The organism is Heyndrickxia camelliae (assembly GCF_002844575.1).
Classification (GTDB): domain Bacteria; phylum Bacillota; class Bacilli; order Bacillales; family Bacillaceae_C; genus Margalitia; species Margalitia camelliae.
The window spans coordinates 146,135-164,982 of record NZ_PIQO01000007.1 but is presented as its reverse complement, the minus strand read 5'-3'; the positions used below and the strand labels follow the sequence as shown (position 1 = coordinate 164,982).

18 protein-coding genes and 1 pseudogene are annotated in these 18,848 nt (G+C 36.1%); 16 read left to right on the top strand and 3 right to left on the bottom strand.

Annotated elements, in window-relative coordinates:
• The first annotated feature begins 14 nt into the window (after window positions 1–14).
• From CWO92_RS26325 to CWO92_RS11620, 11 genes and pseudogenes are all read left to right on the top strand, one after another.
• Window positions 15–539 (top strand): annotated as a pseudogene (locus CWO92_RS26325) (serine hydrolase domain-containing protein).
• Window positions 512–880: a serine hydrolase domain-containing protein gene (locus CWO92_RS26320; protein ID WP_101354376.1), complete on the top strand. Its 369-nt coding sequence runs from the start codon at window positions 512–514 to the stop codon at window positions 878–880. Before CWO92_RS26325 ends, CWO92_RS26320 begins: the two are co-directional and overlap by 28 nt.
• On the top strand, window positions 861–1,292 hold the full coding sequence (locus CWO92_RS11660) for a hypothetical protein (RefSeq protein ID WP_101354375.1): 432 nt from the start codon (window positions 861–863) through the stop codon (window positions 1,290–1,292). The genes CWO92_RS26320 and CWO92_RS11660 overlap by 20 nt, the downstream gene beginning before the upstream one ends.
• Window positions 1,293–1,520: 228 nt before the next feature.
• Window positions 1,521–2,009 carry a CBO0543 family protein gene (locus tag CWO92_RS26535; protein ID WP_101354374.1) on the top strand — a complete coding sequence of 163 codons (489 nt, stop codon included), beginning with the start codon at window positions 1,521–1,523 and terminating at the stop codon, window positions 2,007–2,009.
• A 4-nt stretch (window positions 2,010–2,013) separates the two neighbouring features.
• Complete coding sequence (locus CWO92_RS26530) at window positions 2,014–2,487, top strand: CBO0543 family protein (protein ID WP_101354373.1); 474 nt, start codon at window positions 2,014–2,016, stop codon at window positions 2,485–2,487.
• Window positions 2,488–2,554: 67 nt separating this feature from the next.
• The gene (locus tag CWO92_RS11645) at window positions 2,555–3,391 is read left to right on the top strand and encodes a lipoate--protein ligase family protein (RefSeq protein ID WP_101354372.1); all 837 of its coding nucleotides are present in this window, start codon (window positions 2,555–2,557) and stop codon (window positions 3,389–3,391) included.
• A gap of 15 nt (window positions 3,392–3,406) precedes the next feature.
• A complete protein-coding gene (gene lipA, locus CWO92_RS11640) occupies window positions 3,407–4,357 on the top strand; it encodes a lipoyl synthase (protein WP_101354371.1) in 951 nt (316 codons plus the stop codon).
• A 386-nt stretch (window positions 4,358–4,743) separates the two neighbouring features.
• Window positions 4,744–6,246 (top strand): DHA2 family efflux MFS transporter permease subunit, encoded by a 1,503-nt coding sequence (locus CWO92_RS11635; protein ID WP_101354370.1) that lies wholly within the window; start codon window positions 4,744–4,746, stop codon window positions 6,244–6,246.
• A gap of 295 nt (window positions 6,247–6,541) precedes the next feature.
• On the top strand, window positions 6,542–7,318 hold the full coding sequence (locus CWO92_RS11630; RefSeq protein ID WP_101354369.1) for a class I SAM-dependent methyltransferase: 777 nt from the start codon (window positions 6,542–6,544) through the stop codon (window positions 7,316–7,318).
• Window positions 7,319–7,429: 111 nt separating this feature from the next.
• Window positions 7,430–8,590: a stage II sporulation protein P gene (gene spoIIP / locus CWO92_RS11625; RefSeq protein ID WP_101354368.1), complete on the top strand. Its 1,161-nt coding sequence runs from the start codon at window positions 7,430–7,432 to the stop codon at window positions 8,588–8,590.
• Window positions 8,591–8,719: 129 nt separating this feature from the next.
• Window positions 8,720–9,532 carry a VOC family protein gene (locus CWO92_RS11620; RefSeq protein WP_101354367.1) on the top strand — a complete coding sequence of 271 codons (813 nt, stop codon included), beginning with the start codon at window positions 8,720–8,722 and terminating at the stop codon, window positions 9,530–9,532.
• Window positions 9,533–9,629: 97 nt separating this feature from the next.
• Here CWO92_RS11620 and CWO92_RS11615 read toward each other — a convergent pair whose 3' ends face one another.
• Together CWO92_RS11615 and CWO92_RS11610 are read right to left on the bottom strand one after the other, a co-directional pair.
• The gene (locus tag CWO92_RS11615) at window positions 9,630–11,066 is read right to left on the bottom strand and encodes a vWA domain-containing protein (RefSeq protein ID WP_101354366.1); all 1,437 of its coding nucleotides are present in this window, start codon (window positions 11,064–11,066) and stop codon (window positions 9,630–9,632) included.
• A gap of 375 nt (window positions 11,067–11,441) precedes the next feature.
• Window positions 11,442–12,263, bottom strand: coding sequence for a GDSL-type esterase/lipase family protein (locus tag CWO92_RS11610; protein ID WP_101354365.1), 822 nt, complete (start codon window positions 12,261–12,263; stop codon window positions 11,442–11,444).
• 235 nt (window positions 12,264–12,498) lie between these two features.
• Between CWO92_RS11610 and CWO92_RS11605 the strand changes: the two genes are divergently transcribed.
• Window positions 12,499–13,278: an ABC transporter ATP-binding protein gene (locus tag CWO92_RS11605; RefSeq protein WP_101354364.1), complete on the top strand. Its 780-nt coding sequence runs from the start codon at window positions 12,499–12,501 to the stop codon at window positions 13,276–13,278.
• Between the two features lie 2 nt (window positions 13,279–13,280).
• Window positions 13,281–14,912, top strand: a complete 1,632-nt coding sequence (locus tag CWO92_RS11600; protein WP_101354363.1) for a hypothetical protein — start codon at window positions 13,281–13,283, stop codon at window positions 14,910–14,912.
• Window positions 14,913–15,042: 130 nt separating this feature from the next.
• On the opposite strand, the gene CWO92_RS11595 is transcribed toward CWO92_RS11600, so the two are convergent.
• Window positions 15,043–15,456: a hypothetical protein gene (locus tag CWO92_RS11595; RefSeq protein ID WP_101354362.1), complete on the bottom strand. Its 414-nt coding sequence runs from the start codon at window positions 15,454–15,456 to the stop codon at window positions 15,043–15,045.
• Window positions 15,457–15,753: 297 nt separating this feature from the next.
• On the opposite strand from CWO92_RS11595, the gene CWO92_RS11590 reads away from it, so the two are divergent.
• The 3 genes from CWO92_RS11590 (at window position 15,754) to CWO92_RS11580 (ending at window position 18,830) form a co-directional block, all read left to right on the top strand.
• Window positions 15,754–16,983, top strand: a complete 1,230-nt coding sequence (locus CWO92_RS11590; protein ID WP_101354361.1) for an aminopeptidase — start codon at window positions 15,754–15,756, stop codon at window positions 16,981–16,983.
• A gap of 395 nt (window positions 16,984–17,378) precedes the next feature.
• The gene (locus CWO92_RS11585; protein ID WP_235851599.1) at window positions 17,379–18,095 is read left to right on the top strand and encodes a DUF8832 domain-containing protein; all 717 of its coding nucleotides are present in this window, start codon (window positions 17,379–17,381) and stop codon (window positions 18,093–18,095) included.
• A 159-nt stretch (window positions 18,096–18,254) separates the two neighbouring features.
• Window positions 18,255–18,830 (top strand): DeoR family transcriptional regulator, encoded by a 576-nt coding sequence (locus tag CWO92_RS11580; protein ID WP_101354359.1) that lies wholly within the window; start codon window positions 18,255–18,257, stop codon window positions 18,828–18,830.
• Window positions 18,831–18,848 lie beyond the last annotated feature (18 nt).

Below are 18,848 nucleotides of genomic sequence, written 5' to 3'. Positions count from 1 at the left end.
TTCTAGGATAAACAATGTCTCTTTTTGTCATGGTACAATTTATGAAAATATTCTGTAAGGTGGTACGTTTAAAAATGGGGGAAATTTTAAATAAATATATGGAGATGTTGGATCGACACCGATACTTTAATGGGGCTGTTTTAGTCGCGAAGAAAGGCGAAGTACTATTAAGCAAGGGATACGGATATGCAGTCTATAACCATGATATCCCTAATACGTCCTCCACAAAATTGCGAATTGGCTCCTTGACAAAGGCATTCACAGCAATGGCAATCCTAATTCTTCATGATTAAGGGAGGTTGAGTATTTACGATACGATAGATACTGTATTGCCAGACTTTCCAAATGGAAACCTTATAGCTATTTATCATTTATTAACCCATACGTCAGGGATTCCAAATTTCACATCATCCCCTGAATACTGGGATAAAACGATGCGTCTTCCAGTAGAGTTGGCAAAGATGGTGGAAACTTTTAAACCTTTACCATTAAAGTTTAATCGGGTGAGGAGATGGAGTACAGTAATTCTGGTTATCTAGTATTAACGGCAATCATTGAAAAAAGGTCAGGTCTTCGTTACGAAGATTTCTTAAGAGAAAATATATTTACCAAACTTGGTATGAATAACTCTGGTGTAGACACAGGACGTGAAATTTTAAAAAATCGTGCAGAAGGCTATACGGTTTGGGAAAAAATCATTCACACCGAATTTGTGGATATGTCCTTCCCGCAAGGTGCATACGGGATGTATTCTACAATTGAAGATTTATATAAATGGAGCCAAGCGTTAATTAACAGTGAATTGATACACAGAGAATTGCAGGCAGAAATGTTTTCCGCACATAAAGGCGGATATGGCTTTGGCTTTGTTTATCGATGATGTTGTAAGTCATTTTGGAGACATTAATGGATTTGTGAATTACTTCTATTTAGATATATCCAATGATACAGTTGTCATTGCTTTAAGTAATATCAATATTTCTCCAGTAAGTAAGATTTGCCACGATTTGGCTGGGATTGTAAATGGCAAGAAAGTGGAGTTAATAAAAGAATTTGTAATAGAAGAGAGGCTAATAAAGCTGGACAAGTACATAGGAGATTATGCAAATGAACACAAAATCCTATCGTTTACATGGAGGAATGTGCCTTTTGTTACTGTCCCAAAGATGTACGGAGTTCTGTATAAATTCAAAATTTCACCGATAAAAGAAAACGAGTTTAAAAGAGAGTTCCTCCATGATACCTATGTTTTTGAGGTAGATGAAGAGGGGAAGCCTGTATCATGTAATTAATAGGTGTATACGGATGGGCAGAAACATTTATGAAAATATAGTTCCATATAAATACGCAACATTTCAACCTTGAAAAAGAGCGGGTTATTTTGTTTGGATGTTCAGTTTAATAAATCCGCTATTTTTTTGTAGTACATCTTTTGTAAAAAACAGTCCATGTTGTATATCTTTCCTGCATTTTGTGAAATATTGTTCATATTAATAAATTTAAAAGGTAGATATTAGTTTATGAATTTCTCCCAAAATGTTACGTGGATTACAATCACTTCTATCATCGTCGTGATTCTTCTAATCCTCATCGTACCGAAAAACAGAATTCGAGAAGCTTGGATTAACTTTCTTTTTTTTCAAACCTTAACTTGGGGCACAGGGGTTATTTTGGCTCAATACCACTTGCTTAAAAGCCCTTTTCGAATTTTTCCAAAAGCGACCACACAAGATTTTTTTAATGATTTCACCATTTTTCCAGCTGTTTCCGTAATCTATTATTTCCTATATCCTTTTCAGCAGAAATGGTATATTCAATTGTTCTTTATTCTTGGATCTTCCGTTATCATTGGCCTATATGATTTTTCTGTGGAAAAATTTACAGATTTAAAGAGATATATTCATTGGAGTGTCATCCATCAATTTTTATACTCTCTATTTTATTCAATTTGGGTTCCTTATGGTTTACAGTTTGGTTTTTTAAGAAATCTAAAAATGATACACAGGTGAGATCATGAACGTTAATACGATCATTGAAGCCTTAGTATGGATCATTTCTTTCCTCTTACTTTTCCTTTTCGTTCCCAAACATAAAATTCGTGATGCTTGGATTAGTTTTCTGTTCATGCAATTGCCATCTTGGATTCTTGGGCTTGCCGCAGTCCAATTTAGGTTAATCTCATACCCAAGCCGTTTCTTTGCCCATGCTGTGCAAACCAGTTTCACATTCGAGTTTCTTGCATTCCCAGTAATAAGTGTCCTTTTTAATATCTATTATCCAACCCAAATGCGCCTTGTATGGCGACTTTTATACGCTCTTGCCTTTCCCTCCGTCATTGTCACAATAGAAATTTTAATATTACGCTATACAGACCTGATTGAGTATATCCATTGGAATGGGTATCTGTCTTGGATATCCCTTTTGTTGACCCTGTTCCTTTCGTATGGATTTTACAAATGGTTTTTGACAGGGAAATGTAGGAAATAGGTTTCATTGACAAAGAGAAGGAGAATGTTAAACTAAAAATGTTTAAAAATCATTGACTTTTTAAAGAATGGGAGTGGGAGAAACCTTGAGTGAGGAATGGTTTTTTCTAGATACTGGGATAAGCTCACCCGCATTTAATATGGCGATGGATGAGGTTCTTCTGAATTGGCATAGTAAAGGGGAAATTCCGCCAGTTCTGCGTTTCTATGAATGGGAGCCAGCGGGATTATCGCTGGGATATTTTCAGAAAACGGTTGGGAGAATTGATGTTCAAGCCGCTAAAGAGCAAGGTATCGACATTGTCAGGCGTCCTACCGGGGGCCTTGCAGTACTGCATGACAAGGAGTTAACCTACTCTGTTATTATTAGTGAAAAACATAAAATAATGTCACCTTCTATCATTGAATCTTATCGGGTTCTTTCGCAAGGATTGTTAGAAGGATATAGATTACTTGGCATATCGGCCGAGTTGGCAATACCAGACAAGCCAATAGGTAAAACGGGTACCGCCGTGTGTTTTGAGGAAGCTTCATGGTATGAATTAGAAATTGACGGGAAAAAGGCTGCCGGTAGTGCGCAAACACGTCAAAAAGGCGTTATTTTACAACATGGCTCCATTCCCATCGATATCGATGAGGATGCTTTGTATAATGTCTTTGTCTTCCCAAATGAAAAGGTGAAGGAAAGAGCGAAAAAGGGCTTTAAAGAAAAGGCTGTTTCGATTAATCGGATATTAGGAAGAGAAGCGACAATGGATGAGGTGAAAATCGCTTTTAAAAATGGTTTCCAAAAAGGGCTGAATATCGAACTGACACCATATGAACTACCGCAGCAAATGATCGATGAGGCTCGTGAATTGATGGCAGAGAAGTATACTGCCGACAGTTATACCTTTTATCGATAAGGAGTGTACATAGTCGTGAACAAAAATGATGAATACTTAAGAAAGCCTGAATGGTTAAAAATAAAACTAAACACAAACAAAACCTATACCGGATTAAAAAAAATGATGCGGGAGGAAAGACTGCATACGGTTTGTGAGGAAGCAAAGTGTCCAAATATTCATGAGTGCTGGGCAGTTCGAAAAACGGCAACTTTCATGATTCTCGGGGACCTTTGTACACGCGGCTGTCGGTTCTGTGCAGTAAAAACAGGTCTGCCGACAGAATTGGATTGGGAAGAACCAGAACGCGTCGCGAGATCTGTTGAGGTTATGGGATTACGCCATTGTGTTGTAACAGCAGTTGCCCGGGATGATCTTGCTGATGGTGGAGCAGCAATTTTTGCTGAAACGATTCGAGCAATTCGACGACGTGTTCCATCTTGTACGGTAGAAGTGCTACCTTCTGATATGAAGGGGGACTATGAAAGTTTGAAAACACTGATGGACGCAAAACCTGATATCTTTAACCATAATATCGAAACGGTGGAAAGATTAACAAAACGTGTTCGTTCCAAGGCTACTTATCGACGTTCATTAGAACTCTTAAAAAGAGTAAAAGAAATTAGCCCGAATACTCCAACAAAATCCAGCATTATGGTCGGACTTGGGGAAACCAAAGAGGAAATCATTCAAGCGATGGATGATTTATTGGAACATCAAGTAGATATTATGACAATTGGACAATATTTGCAGCCAACGAAGAAACATCTAAAAGTAGAACGCTATGTACATCCAGATGAATTTGCTGAATTAAAGGAAATTGCGCTTCAAAAAGGCTTCAAACATTGTGAGGCTGGACCGCTTGTTCGTTCGAGCTATCATGCAGATGAACAAGTAAATAAAGCTGCGCGTTTAAGACAATTACAAGGTGAAAACATGGAACCTGATCTGGTCATTAGTCAGTATAAATCACAGTTCACTAATTAAAGGTGAAAAATCGAATGGTTATGCCATTCGATTTTTTATTTATGATTAAATTTTTATTTCGAAATCCGTAAATTTGCTTGACAAATTATTTAAGGGTATGTAAAATTTAAAACATTGTATCGGTACTTACAAATATTAAGCTACTAGTCTATTGTAATTATTCTTATCATGGAAAAATGCATCCCCTCTCTGGCAGCGGGTATTATATGACATTCCTCGAATATTATCTTTAGCTGAATCATTCTTAACCCATACTTCTATTAATTAAAATCAATTTAAAATTGGCGTATTATTACACCAATTTATTTTTAAATCAGTGTTCGCTGATTTTTTAAGCATATACGCAAAAAAATTCTAAGTATACAACTTGAGGAGGACAATAACAGATGAGTGCAACAACAAAAAATGTGGTTCGGACAGGTCCGATTTTTACCGTCATGCTCATTGGAGCGGTCATCGCCTTTTTGAACCAGACATTAATCAATGTTGCGTTGCCGCAGATGATGAATAAACTTCACATATCGGCGACAACGGCAGACTGGTTAACTACTATTTTTATGCTTGTAAACGGAATTGTAATCCCGATTACAGCTTTTTTAATGAACCGATTTACAACTAGGCAGCTATATCTCACTTCAATGGGGTTATTTGCATTAGGAACATTGATTTGTGGAATTGCGCCAACCTTTTCGATTATTTTAATCGGAAGAGTTATCCAGGCTATCGGTGCTGGAATTCTATTTCCGCTTATTACAAATATTATTTTTATTTTGTTTCCGACTGAGCGTCGTGGTTTTGCAATGGGGCTATTTGGGGTTGCAATGAACTTTGCACCAGCTGTCGGACCAACATTGTCAGGTTGGGTCGTCCAAAGCCATTCATGGAGAGTATTATTCTTTATTGTTTTTCCATTTGCCTTTTTAAATTTTATTGTTGCTATTTTTACCATGAAAAACGTTACAGAAACAAGTAGGCCAAAGCTGGATGTTATTGGCGTGATTTTATCCACTATCGGTTTTGGCGGAGTTTTATATGGTTTTGCAACAGCAGGTACAAATGGATGGGGAGGAACCGATGTTATCTCCATGTTCATTATCGGTGGTATCAGCTTGATCTTATTTGTATGGAGACAATGGGTTGTTGAAGAACCTATTCTAGAGTTTCGAATTTTTCGCTATAAAATCTTTTCACTTACAACTATAATCAATGTTGTTGTTACAATGGCCATGTTCTCAGGTATGATTTTAATGCCAATCTATATGCAAAATGTACGTGGATTTTCACCGCTTATGTCAGGACTTATGCTTTTGCCTGGCGGTATTGTAATGGGAATTATGTCTCCGATTACCGGAAAATTATTTGATAGATATGGTGCAAAATGGTTAACCGTCATAGGGCTGGGAATGACCATTATAACCACTTTTTCACTCACAAGATTGGAAGTAACAACTTCCTTTACTTATGTCGTAACAGTATATACATTGAGAATGCTGGGAATGTCATTAGTGATGATGCCAATCTTTACAGCAGGATTAAACGAGTTGCCTGCTAGCCTAAATAAATTTGGTACTGCCATGGTGAATACATTTAGAATGATTGCCGGAGCAGTCGGAATGGCTTTCTTTGTCTCTATTATGACAAATGAGGGTGCTAGTCATGTGAAAAATATCATGATTCATCAACATATATTGAAATCAGACAAAGTGCACTATTTACTTGCTGAGCACCAGGGAATGGTTATGGGAATAAATGATGCATTTATGGTTGCAACTGCCTTAACGATTGTCGCCTTCTTACTATCCTTTTTTATTAAGAGAACCACTCCGCAAAAGGATACGATCTCAAATCGGGTAAGAAAACCAAGAAGAAAAATCGCAGGTGCTCAATAAGGTATGTTATAAAAGAATATAGAAATTGAGCCTCCCCACATTTTAGGGAGGCTTTACTTTGTTATTTCCGATAACTTTTTCTTATGTTAAAACATTAAAAATCAAATATTTTCATAATACCTACTCTGCCGTATAGTAAAAATAAGCAATCGCTCTTTTCTTAAACAAGGTAGGTTTTGTAAATAAAATCTATAGCCAGGTATTCCTAATAGGAAAAGATGCCCATAGGAAATGCAGGATTTAAAATAATTTATACGAACTGTCTACTTACAGAACAAATGGTGGAGGGAAGAGGATGAGTCAAACAAAAAAGGATGTTCAAGAACAGTTTGGAAAAAGTGCTGAATCCTATGTCGAAAGTAAAGTGCATAAAGACGGAAAGGATCTTCAGATGCTCATTGAAATGGCAACCCTAACTGGTAATGAGAAGCTGTTGGATATTGCAACAGGCGGGGGACATACTGCGAATACTTTTGCCTCTCGTGTGAAAAGCATCATAGCACTTGATTTGACCAAGGAAATGTTGCTTGCAGCGGAAAAATTCATTACAGGAAATGGCCATCAAAATGTCCAGTTTGTAGAAGGGGATGCAGAGAATATACCGTATGCAAACGAAACGTTTGACGTGGTCACTTGTAGAATTGCACCACATCATTTTCCAAATATCCTTGACTTTATTTCTGAGGTTAATAGGGTTTTAAAAGAAAATGGTCAATTTTTGTTAGACGATAATGTTGTCCCTGAGGCAAAGGAATACGATATATTTTATAATACAATTGAAAAAATCCGTGATTATAGCCATTTTCGAGCTTGGAAAAAATCCGAATGGCTACAAATGCTAGAAGCAAATGGGTTTGAAGTAGAAGAATGGCACCGCTTTGAGAAGGTATTTAGCTTTGAACCATGGTGCGATAGAATGAATGTGTCCGATATAGAGAAAAAGAAATTAACAAAAATCATCATAAATGCATCTGATGATGTTAAGCGGAAATTTGCAATAAAAATAGAAGATAATCAAGTAGTCTCTTTTAAAGGGGAAGCAATCGTTTTGAAAGCAGTAAAGAAATATTAAATTTACATTAGACTAGCATGGGATGGATGCTAGTCTTTTTCTATTTTATATGAAATCAAATTCTAAATAGGACAAACTCTGCATAGATTACTAGTAATAGGAGGTAATTCTATGCTTGAAAAAAATAGTAAACCTATTCATATTGTTATATTTTTTAGTAGGATATTTGTTGGTGTTATGTTGGTATTTCTATTGGTATTTTGTTTAGTGAAGACGCCTATAAGCCCCTCATCCGCATCATTAAAACAGTCATTGAGTAAATTAGATTATTCAGGCATATTTGCTTCTATGCTGCAGAGTGAAAACCACTTATTATTTATAGACAAGAATGTCAATTCTAATATATCACTTTCGAAAGTTTTATTTACTCTAGTAACCAATATCAACCCTTCGAAGTCTATCACTCTTCTTGGTCGTGAAATACCAGGTTTGGATATGTATAATACAGAAATAGCTATTGCGGGAAAGGGAACAAATCTTACAAATCTCCCGTTTGATCCTCCGCCCAAATCGAATGATGATATCATAAAGGAACGTCCGATTGCTGATAACCAAAATCTAAATAATGAGAGTAACTCAGAAGAAAAAAGTAAACAAGGGGATTCTTCTAATAATACCTTGAAAAAAGTGGTTTATATCTATCAATCCCATAGTTGGGAATCATTCCTACCATTAATTAGCGGCGCGAAGGTCCCTAATGATGCGACGAGCACTAATAACAAAATTAATGTGGTTGCAGTAGGATCACGACTAACTCAAGCATTAATAGATAAGGGAATTGGTGTAGAACACGATACAAGCAATATGGGGGCAGAGTTGAAAGCGAAAAACTGGAATTATAATAATGCATATAGTCTTTCACGTGAACATGCCCAAGAGGTAATGACAGGTGACCGTGATGTAAAGTTTTTAATAGATATTCATCGGGACTCACAGAGAAAAGCGGTCACTACCACTACTATTAAAGGAAAAAAATACGCTAGAATAGATATCATAGTCGGAAAGGAAAATAAAAATTATAAAGATAATTTGAATTACGCGAAGGAATTAAATTCGATGTTGGAAAAATTATATCCTGGACTCAGCAGAGGGGTCTTTATTAAAAGTAAGAGCGAGGGAAATGGTATTTATAATCAAGATCTTTCCAATCGATCCATTTTACTAGAATTTGGCGGCGTCGATAATAATTTAGAAGAATTATACAATGCGGTTGATGCATTTGCAAAAGTATTCAGCGATTATTATTGGAAAGCGGAGGAAGTCAATGGTTAATCTGTTTCCAAAGCAATCTCAGTATTATTGCCTTTAAGTGTGCACAAATAGCATAATAAGAGCTAACAAAGGAAAATCCGGAGCAAGTTAGGATGTTCGTGTTAGTAATTAGATAGGAGTGGTGTAGTAGTGGAATTCTCCTTTGATCATCTTGTACATTTTGTTCAGAACCCACTTGGAGCAATGGAAGATGCCAAAAAAATGGGGCTTCATGCTTTTGCGGGGGGTAACCATGAAAAATGGGGAACTTATAACTCCTTAGCCTATTTCGGGTTAAGCTATATAGAATTTTTAGGGATAAGGGATCGGAAGAAGGCGGAACAAGCAGCCATTCATCATGACCTTACCCAACAAGCTATCAATCTTTTACCGAGTATACAAGGATTTAATAGAATTGCACTCCGGACCAATCAGATAGAAACGGTTGCGGAGAGAGCAAGTGAACTTGGATTTAATATAGATGGTCCAGTGGCTGGGGAAAGAACAAGGGATGATGGTATAACGATACGCTGGAAAATGCTCTTTATTAAGGATAATGATTCAAAATTGCCATTACCGTTTGTTATTCAATGGGATCAGAGTGATGAGGATCGTCAATTGGATTTACAGGAAAAAATAAATGGTCATTCGATTGGAAAAGTGGAATTAGATGATCTGGTATTTGCCGTTCATGACATAGAATTACACACAGAAAAATGGAGTCATTTATTTGGATTAAGAAAGAGTGAGCCCTTTATAGATGAGGATCTGGGAGCAACTTGTATTCAGATCTCTTTAAAAGGTGGAAATCTCACTTTTGCCTCCCCTTCCGGATGTGGATTTCTAGCCGATTATTTGCAACAACATGTGGAAGGCCCGTTTTTGCTAAGATTAAAAGGAGAGCAGTCTATTCCAACACAAGAGATATTAGGTTCGTATTTTCAAGTAGAAAGGCAAAGTTAACTTAAGCAGTTCTGTTTGATGTAAAGAAATAAAATAGAGGTTTCACGTAGTTTGTGAAACCTCTAATCTCTTATTCTCGGAATTAGTTACGAACATTTCATTGCGACTTCCGCAACTGTTCCATCTCTTTCTCCCATTCTAGAACCTTATTTTGTATCCTGTTAAGCTCTTTATTTTCTTCCTCACTTTTTATTTTTTCTAGCTTTTCTTTTTCCTTTACAATATTTTGTTGATAATGATTAACTAAGTTTCCTAATTGGACTAGCTTTTCTTCTGAAAGTAAGTGATTGGACCTCATCAAAGCAATTGCTTGGGTAAACCTGCTTTTTTCATTGTAGCTGGCATAAAGGATACGGTCTGCAAGGGCACTTCGCTCCGTTAAGTTATTCCAAGTCCTCCCCCAATTTTTAAGTAATGAATTATGCTTTTTCATTACATCATAAATACTTGGCACCCATTTTTTTTCAATGGAATTATCCAATTCATTGGTATTCTTAGCGGATATGTATTCACCATTTCCCGCTTTTGCTACTTCTTTTAATTGGTTCTCCGATTTTTGATCAACGTCAAATCCAATAATATTTACTTTACGTTGGTTATTTTCATTCGCAAATGACCTTGCTTCTTTAACAGGGTTCCCACCACATGTTTCCGCTCCATCACTTACAATGTATAGCGTTATCGCTCCGCTTAGGGATGCCGTTTTTGCCTTCGCTGTTTTAATTGCCTCTGCTAGTGGAGTCCATCCTTTTGCTTGAATTTCTTCTACTGATTTTGAAAAACGTTTCGCAACATATCGTTGAAGAGGATAGACCTCCTCAATTGATGAACAAGATAATATCTTATCCTTATCGTCTTGAGTTCCCTTATGTCCATATACATATAAGGAAATCTCGTTATCCTGACCGACTGTACTTGCGAATCTGCCGACAGCTGTTTTAGCAATGTTCATCTTTTGCTTTCCATCTACATTAAGCAGCATACTAGAGCTTGCATCGAGCAAGATAATAGCTTTTCCAGAACTCTTTATTTTCTTCTCACTTGTCGTCTTTATATCGCCTGGCTGAGGTAAATAGGGTTCATATAGTCCACCATTATAATCAGTTAATCTCTCGATGGACTGTGAATAACTATTACTTCCTAAATAATATAGCAGGCCTTTAAAAATAGTGTCTACATCATCTGTTACTGCTGTTAGTTCCTTTAATTTTTGTAACGTTTGTTCCTTGTATTCACTTATATCAAAATCACCCCATATTTGTGAGGTCTCCTTTTCATATGGTATGTCCTTCGATAAACGCCCAGGCGGCGTCTTTCTAAGGTCATCCAATGTCTTAGGAACGGAAATAGATATGATTGTATCCAAATCACTGTTTTCCCTTTGTTTGTTCACATTTGTGCTCTCGTTCTCTTCTACATTAGATGATACTTTATCTGAAGCGACTTCCCTTTTTTTATTTATACTTTGCTTCTCTGAACATCCCGTCAAGATAAACAAAATAGCACACATTATGAAAAATATCCGTTTAATCATTTCCATCCCCCATCTTAAAAACAGTAATTGTTCCCAATATTATCCATAATAGCATGTTAAATCGTCGATAGAATATCATACTTTTGACCTATAATATTTGGTATGAGAATACTTTATTGTAAAAGCTTCATAGTAAAGGAGAATTTTAATTATAAACTATATCTTTTTTATAAAAACGACCTGTGTATAATCCGCAACAAAGTCTAAACCTATTGTTCAGTAGTACCGGTTATGCACGAAATCTGGGTGAAGGACATGTAGAGGAAATGGTCATTATAATAATGTGAAATCATAAGCAAAACCGCTTTGAATTAACCAAAGCGGTTTTGCTTATATTGATAAATAACTACAACATGGTACTCACGTTTTGGGAAACTAAGTGGATGTTGGCTTTGCTGTATGCTGAAACTCATATAACATCTTCCGTGAAATAGCTAAATAGCCTTTTGAATTTGGATGAACACCATCCGCTGAAAGATATTGTAAATGTTTATCATTGATAACCTTAGATGTCTGTACTACGATCGATGAAGGTATTTGTTCTGCTGCTTTATAAATATTGATATTCCACTTTGGCAGCAGTTTATTTGCTAATCCGTAATACTGGTTGGTTGGATTTAATGGGTTATATAGTTCCAAATAGACTAATGTTGCTTTCGGATTCAGTTTTTGAATATGCATGGTTATCTGTTTTAAGTTATTTTCAAAATCATTTTGTAAGGTATGAAAAGATTGAATCGCTTGATAAATATTTTTTTGTTTTGCTATTCGTAAGATATCGTTCCCGCCTACATTAATAGTAATAATATCGGCGTTTTTAATCCCTTGATCAAATTTCTCCTGCTTGATAAGTTCATTCAACTCCGAACTAGTAATACCTGGAATGCCCTCATTTTCTGAAACAACGGGTTTTCCGGTAGCATGTGTTAATTCAGTGGAAAACTGTGTGATAAAGTCTTTATTTTGACTTGCACCAATTCCTTTAATAACTGAATCTCCAATCGCCAACAGATGAATGTTCGCAATTTTCTTTTTAGCAAAGTATTGAATATAGGAGGTTTTCTTATGTTGATTACTTGTGGACATTGCAGCTGCTTTTTGCAATTTGCTTATTTGATACTGTGGATAGTAATACCAAACAGCTCCGCCTCCAGTAAGGATAATACATATAATAAGAATAAATTTTAACCATTTCATATTTCGTCTCTCCTTATATTTTTACATTATAACAAGATAGACATGATTTCATTCTGAAATTAAAACCAATTATCCATAACCGTTGCTAGAGGTGAAGAATAACTTATTTATCCACAAAGTTCCTAACCTGACATTTGTCTTATTTTTATCTTACAACTGAGATATTAATTCACCTAAGACCCACAAGGAAATATATGCTAAAATATGAATATATCTACTAAAAGAGGGTGAAGTGATGGGGGAAGAAGTCTTAAGCATACAGGATTTACAAAAAAATTATGGGGCAAAAAAAGTGCTGCAAGGAATTAATCTAACTGTAGAACGTGGGGAGATTATTGGATATATTGGTCCAAATGGTGCCGGAAAAAGTACTACTGTAAAACTCTTGCTCGGCATTGAGGAAGGATATACCGGTGAAATTAAAATTTTTGGAACAGATATCTCAGATGGAAATATAGATTATAAGCGAAGAATTGGGTATGTGCCGGAAATTGCGGAAGTATATGATAATTTAACAGGTCATGAGTATTTAACCTTTATCGGTGAATTGTATGGAATGGAATATGATCGTGTGGATTATAAAGCTAAAAGTTTAATGGAATTGTTCGGTGTAGGAGAAGTATACCACTCTCGAATTGCCTCTTACTCAAAAGGTATGCGGCAAAAGCTTCTTATAATCTCAAGCATGCTGCATAACCCGGATATTTTGTTTTTAGATGAACCAATCAATGGTCTAGATGCTAATAGTGTCATGATTTTTAAGGAAATCTTAGCTCAATTAGCTGCACATGGAAAGACAATTTTTTACTCTTCTCATATTATGGATGTGGTTGAAAAAATCAGCAGTCGAATTATTTTGCTACATGGGGGAAATATAGTCGCTGATGGCACTTTCGCAGAATTAAAAAATCAAAATCATGAAGGAACACTGGAAGAAATCTTTAATGAGCTCACTGATTTCCATGAACATAAGGATATTGGGACTAGATTTGTCTCGGTTGTACATGAGGTGTAAGAATGAAAGATATTCGGACATTAAAGTTTCTCGACAAATTCAGTAGTCTTTTCCAAAGAGCTGGCGTCGATTATTCAACCATGAGGAAGATACTACAGGTAAAACTTTTGATGGACGGGAGAAGGGTCCCAACTGTTTTTAACCAAGGAGCCCAAAGAAAGAAAAAGAAAGCGGATAACGAAGGAAATGGATTTTTGAAATCACTTTGGATGTATGCTTTTTTTGGACTATTAACAATTCCGTTCATCGTTCTCGGTGATAATTATCTTTTTCAAATGTCTATTATGTTCGGCTTTGTTATGTTTATTGTCATGACATCGATGATTGCTGATTTTTCATCGGTTTTGCTCGATATTCGTGATAAAAATATTTTGTATACAAGACCAATAGATAAGAAGACAATCAGTGCGGCGAAAATGATGCATGTATTCATCTACTTGTTTTATTTGACAGCCTCTATTGTTACGATACCTTTGATTGTAGGGCTTTTTAGACATGGGATTGTATTTTTTCTTTTATCCATTATCCTGATTATCTTAATGGAAGCCTTCATCTTAGTATTAACTGCATTAATTTACATGTTGATTTTAAAATTCTTTGACGGGGAAAAGCTAAAGGATATCGTAAATTATGTCCAGATCGGGCTGTCGTTCACCATCATGATCGGCTATCAAGTATTAGGACGATCTTTTGAAATCATCAACTTTCACGCAGTACTCACTCCTAAGTGGTGGCAAGTGTTTATTATCCCAATGTGGTTTGCAGCCCCATATGAAGTAGCACTAAATGGACATTTTGATTCTTTTTATATAATATTCTCTATTTTGGCGATTTCTGTCCCAATTGTAGCGTTTTTCGTTTATTTACGATTGGTGCCGACTTTTGAAAAAAATCTTCAAAAGCTTGCTGTTCATAGCGTGGCGAAAGAAAAGAAACAAAGTAAATTTGGAAAAACCATCATCCAATTAGTATGTTCCAGTAAAGAAGAACAGGCCTTTTTCCGTTTTGCAAGCATCATGATGAAAAATGAACGTGATTTTAAGCTGAAGGTATATCCATCATTAGGATTTGCCATCATTATGCCTTTTATCTTTCTCTTTAATAGTTTACGAGATGGGGGATTTTCTAGTATTTCTGACGGCAAGGGATATTTAACCATTTATTCAACCATGATTTTTATTCCTAGTGTCATCATGATGCTTAAGTTCTCCGGAAAATATAAGGGTGCTTGGATCTATAAAACATTGCCGCTAGGAGATTTATCGCCACTATTTAAAGGGACTTTGAAAGCATTTTTAGTAAGGCTTTACCTCCCAATGTATTTTATTATCTGTATCTTATTTGTCGTTATATTTGGGGGCAGAGTGATCCCAGATCTAATTTTGGTGTTACTAATTTCTGCTTTATATTCTGTTATTTGTTTTATCATTTTGAAAAAAGCCATTCCCTTCTCAGAAAGCTTTGAAGCAGTAGGTCAGACAGAAAGTTGGAAAGTATTCGGTTTGATGATTCCAATAGTGATTTTTGCAGGATTGCATTATTTAAGTACATTGGTAGGTTTTGGTGTATATATATACATTGTAATCATGCTGATTGCAAACCTTTTTCTATGGAGGAAAAGCATCCGTGCCTAATTCTTTTCCTTTATGATCTGGAGTTACCATCGTTAACCATATAAATGACTTTTTCAAAGTCTATTAAAACGTTTAAAATCCCCTATTTTAAGAAAAAGAGGGGATTTTCTCTAATTTTTGCATGAACGGATTAACGGTTACTTTTTACACTATCTAATAAAACATAACCAAAAACAATGCCAGCGGTTGTTGTGATGACACTACTACTATCCAAAAATATCAACTCTTTTGCGAATAAAAATTTTATTCCGGTTAAAAAAACTAAAGAGGGTAACAAAGCTATATAGAGAGCTGGTAATCCGATTGGGATAACTTTAGTCCAATTAAAGGTCCAATGTTTTCTTTCTTTAATCTCCAAAAACAGCTTCGGCAACCGGAGTAACAAACCAATAATAATAGGATATATGGTTGAAAAAATGATAAGAGGCTTCATATTGTATGTCATATCCACTACTTCTTTTAAATCAACTTTATACATTAATCCAAAGTATAAAAGAAACCCAATAACGACTGTACAGCCAAGATTGTATAAAAACCTTTTCACTTAGAACGCCCCCTTTTCATGTATATACATATTAATACGAAAATAAATATTAATCGATTCAATATTCTAAAAATATATAAAGCTTTACTGTTATTTACAGAAATAAGCCTATATGTAGTTGCATTCAAAAATGCACTCGCATGATTCTATTGTGTCTAACAGTTATCCAGCTGCCAATAATCAGATGTAAATCATAATTATTATCTTGGATACGGGTATTTCGGCAGTAAAATAGTATTAGAAAATAATCATAAGTTTCATTAAAATGAAGTTAAGCAAAACGGAAGGGGAATACAAATGAACTTCGAACAGAAAATGGATAAATATGCTGAATTAGCCGTTAAAGTGGGGGTGAATATCCAGCCCGGCCAGCCATTGTGGATTAATGCACCCCTCGGAACAGAACAGGTAATTCGTAAAATTGTCAGACAAGCTTACTTAGCGGGAGCAAAAAACGTCCATGTTGATTGGTATGATGAAGAAATTAAGAGAACTCACTATGAATTAGCACCGGAGGAAACATTTAAGAAGTTTCCGGACTGGTTGGTAAAAGCACATGACGATTTAGTAGAAGAAGGCGGAGCAATTTTACAGGTGGATGCGGAAGACCCGGATCTTTTGACGGGCATTTCCACAGATAGAATATTAAATTTTCAAAAGGCACGCGGAGATGCTCTGGAAAATTTTTATGAGGCACTTGATACGGATAAAATAAGCTGGTCTATTATAGCAGTTCCCTCCAAAAAATGGGCGGATAAAATTTTTCCACAGCTAGAGGAAGCGGAGCGAGTTCCTGCACTATGGGAGAAAATTTTTAACGCAACGAGAATTGACTTAGAAAATCCTATTGATGAGTGGAGAGAACATATTAATGGGCTGAAACAAAAAGCGGAGCAGCTAAATAAGTTGCGCCTTCGCGAACTTCATTATAGGGCAGAGGGAACAGACTTATACATTGAGTTGCCAGAAAAACATATTTGGCTAACTGGCAGCAGTGTCAATTCCGTGGGAACCACGTTTGTCGCTAATATGCCAACGGAGGAAGTATACACATGCCCACTTCGTACAGGTGTTAATGGCTATGTGACAAGTACAAAACCACTTGCTTTTCAAGGGAATGTTATTGAAGAGTTTACGTTGCATTTTGAAGCAGGAAAGATAATTAAGGTGAAAGCTAAGAAGGGTCAGGAGTTGTTAGAAAAGTTAATTCAGACCGATGAGGGAGCAAGTTATTTAGGAGAAGTGGCCTTGGTACCCCACGACTCTCCAATTTCTAATTCAGGCATCCTATTTTTTAGCACGCTTTTTGATGAGAATGCCTCCAACCATTTAGCAATCGGATCTGCTTATCCAACTTGTTATGAAGGAGGAGCAGCGCTTACCGTTGAGGAAAGAGTATCAGTTGGATTAAACGATAGTAATGTTCATGAAGATTTTATGATTGGTTCTGAAAAAATGGATATAGATGGCGTTATGCAAAACGGTTCTCGAATTGCTATTTTCCGAAGTGGGAATTGGGCTTTTTGATAAAAGGTATTTGATCATTGTGCAGACCCCTTTGATAAGAGGGGGGAAGGATCCGTTATATTTCGCAATGGATTTTATTTACCGAGGCTAAACGAACCTTGATTTTGCTCTTGATCAATATAAAATCCAATCACGGAACCTCTGTCCGCAAAGAGTACGGAAAAATACGGTATTGGTGTCAATAATAATCTGGTGTCCGCCTATAAAGATCACCAGGTTGAATTTTACATTGTAATAGTGCAATCTTATAATGTTAATGGATAAAAATATAAATTCAGGAAGGAGAATGCCAACTGAAACGATATATACTTTCTATTTTGCTTGTTGGTATGGTTGCGGTGTCTGGTTGCAGCGGTGCGGCTCATGTGCCTATGTCAGAAATGGAGCATAAAGGTATGAGTTCCATGCAAGGAAAAGTCACACCAACGAACGCAGATTGGACTACTCCTAAGGAAATAAAACCGAATGAAGAATTCCCTATTTCCATTTTAATCAAGGATAAGAAGGGAAAAGCTATATCAAAGTTTGATCTAGTTCATGAAAAATTAATGCATATGATCATTGTAAGTAAAGACTTATCGTACTTTTCTCATATTCACCCACAGTATAAAGGAAATGGTGAGTTCGATATCACCACATCTCTACCTGCCGCTGGGGACTATGATATCATTACGGAGTTTACCCCAAAAGGTGCAGAAGATAACAGTGTCCAAAGACATCGGATTCATGTGAAGGGAGATGCACCTGCTGCAGTTCCGATTGAACCTGACAAGCATATGACGAAAGTCATTGACGGAAAAAAAATAACTCTTTCCTTTGATCATATAATGGCCTGTATGGACTTGGATATGAAGTTTACTATTCGGGATGCGAAAACAAATAAGCCCATAAAGAATCTAGAACCATATATGGGTGCCATGGGGCATGCGGTTGCGATAAGTAATGATTTAAAGGAATACTTGCATATCCATCCAATGACCACGAACGAAAAAGGTCCGAGTGTAACCTTTATGACTTATTTTCCAAAGAAGGGCGTCTACAAAATCTGGGGACAATTTAAATATGAAGGAAAAATAATAGTAGCACCATTTGTTGTGAAGGTAGATGTGTAAAAAAAGTGTCAGGCACAGGATAATCATTTAAATCCCATGCCTGACACTTTTTTGTTTGAAAAAATACAACATTTTTTCACAAATTATCACATAAAATAGGTTGATTATCGAATTTGAAACAAGTAGTGTAGAAGGTGAAATAGGACAGGAGGGTCGGTCATGTTGCCTGCTGAAAGACAACAGCAAATTTTAATATGGTTAGAAAAAGAACAAACCATTACTGTTTCGGAGCTTAGCAAAAGATTAGATGTATCAGAGATGACCATTTATCGAGATATAAAGCCATTAATCGACCAAAACAAAATCTTAAAGACATCTCGTGGAATATCCTTTATTCGAAAATCTGCTTTGCCTTCGCAAAATTGTACATATTGCTATAAAGAGGCGAACACTAGACACAGCATGCAAATCATAACCGTAGATCAAACGATTGAACATACCTGCTGCCCGCACTGTGGCTTGTTAAGATATGGAGATATTGCAAATCGGGTTTCCCAGATTATATGTAAGGATTTTTTGAACGGTACAACAATCAGTGCCCAAATCGCTTATTATTTAATTGGTGCAGATTTCCATATGAATTGCTGCCAGCCCCAAGCCATTGTATTTGAATCTTACAAACAAATAGAACAATTTCAAAAGGGCTTTGGCGGCACCATTTTCACATTTGAAGAAGCAATTTCAGAATTGAAACAACGTATGAAAAATCCACATACGGATCATTGTTCTTCATAAGGTGGAACGAGATTGGAG

Coding starts and splice junctions, on each gene's coding strand:
- CWO92_RS11590 (WP_101354361.1), top strand. CDS start 15,754: ATGAACTTCGAACAGAAAATGGATAAATATGCTGAATTAGCCGTTAAA.
- CWO92_RS11600 (WP_101354363.1), top strand. CDS start 13,281: ATGAAAGATATTCGGACATTAAAGTTTCTCGACAAATTCAGTAGTCTT.
- CWO92_RS11605 (WP_101354364.1), top strand. CDS start 12,499: ATGGGGGAAGAAGTCTTAAGCATACAGGATTTACAAAAAAATTATGGG.
- CWO92_RS26320 (WP_101354376.1), top strand. CDS start 512: ATGGAGTACAGTAATTCTGGTTATCTAGTATTAACGGCAATCATTGAA.
- CWO92_RS11585 (WP_235851599.1), top strand. CDS start 17,379: ATGAGTTCCATGCAAGGAAAAGTCACACCAACGAACGCAGATTGGACT.
- spoIIP (WP_101354368.1), top strand. CDS start 7,430: ATGCTTGAAAAAAATAGTAAACCTATTCATATTGTTATATTTTTTAGT.
- CWO92_RS26530 (WP_101354373.1), top strand. CDS start 2,014: ATGAACGTTAATACGATCATTGAAGCCTTAGTATGGATCATTTCTTTC.
- CWO92_RS26535 (WP_101354374.1), top strand. CDS start 1,521: ATGAATTTCTCCCAAAATGTTACGTGGATTACAATCACTTCTATCATC.
- CWO92_RS11615 (WP_101354366.1), bottom strand. CDS start 11,066: ATGATTAAACGGATATTTTTCATAATGTGTGCTATTTTGTTTATCTTG.
- CWO92_RS11645 (WP_101354372.1), top strand. CDS start 2,555: ATGGGAGTGGGAGAAACCTTGAGTGAGGAATGGTTTTTTCTAGATACT.
- CWO92_RS11630 (WP_101354369.1), top strand. CDS start 6,542: ATGAGTCAAACAAAAAAGGATGTTCAAGAACAGTTTGGAAAAAGTGCT.
- CWO92_RS11635 (WP_101354370.1), top strand. CDS start 4,744: ATGAGTGCAACAACAAAAAATGTGGTTCGGACAGGTCCGATTTTTACC.
- CWO92_RS11580 (WP_101354359.1), top strand. CDS start 18,255: ATGTTGCCTGCTGAAAGACAACAGCAAATTTTAATATGGTTAGAAAAA.
- CWO92_RS11610 (WP_101354365.1), bottom strand. CDS start 12,263: ATGAAATGGTTAAAATTTATTCTTATTATATGTATTATCCTTACTGGA.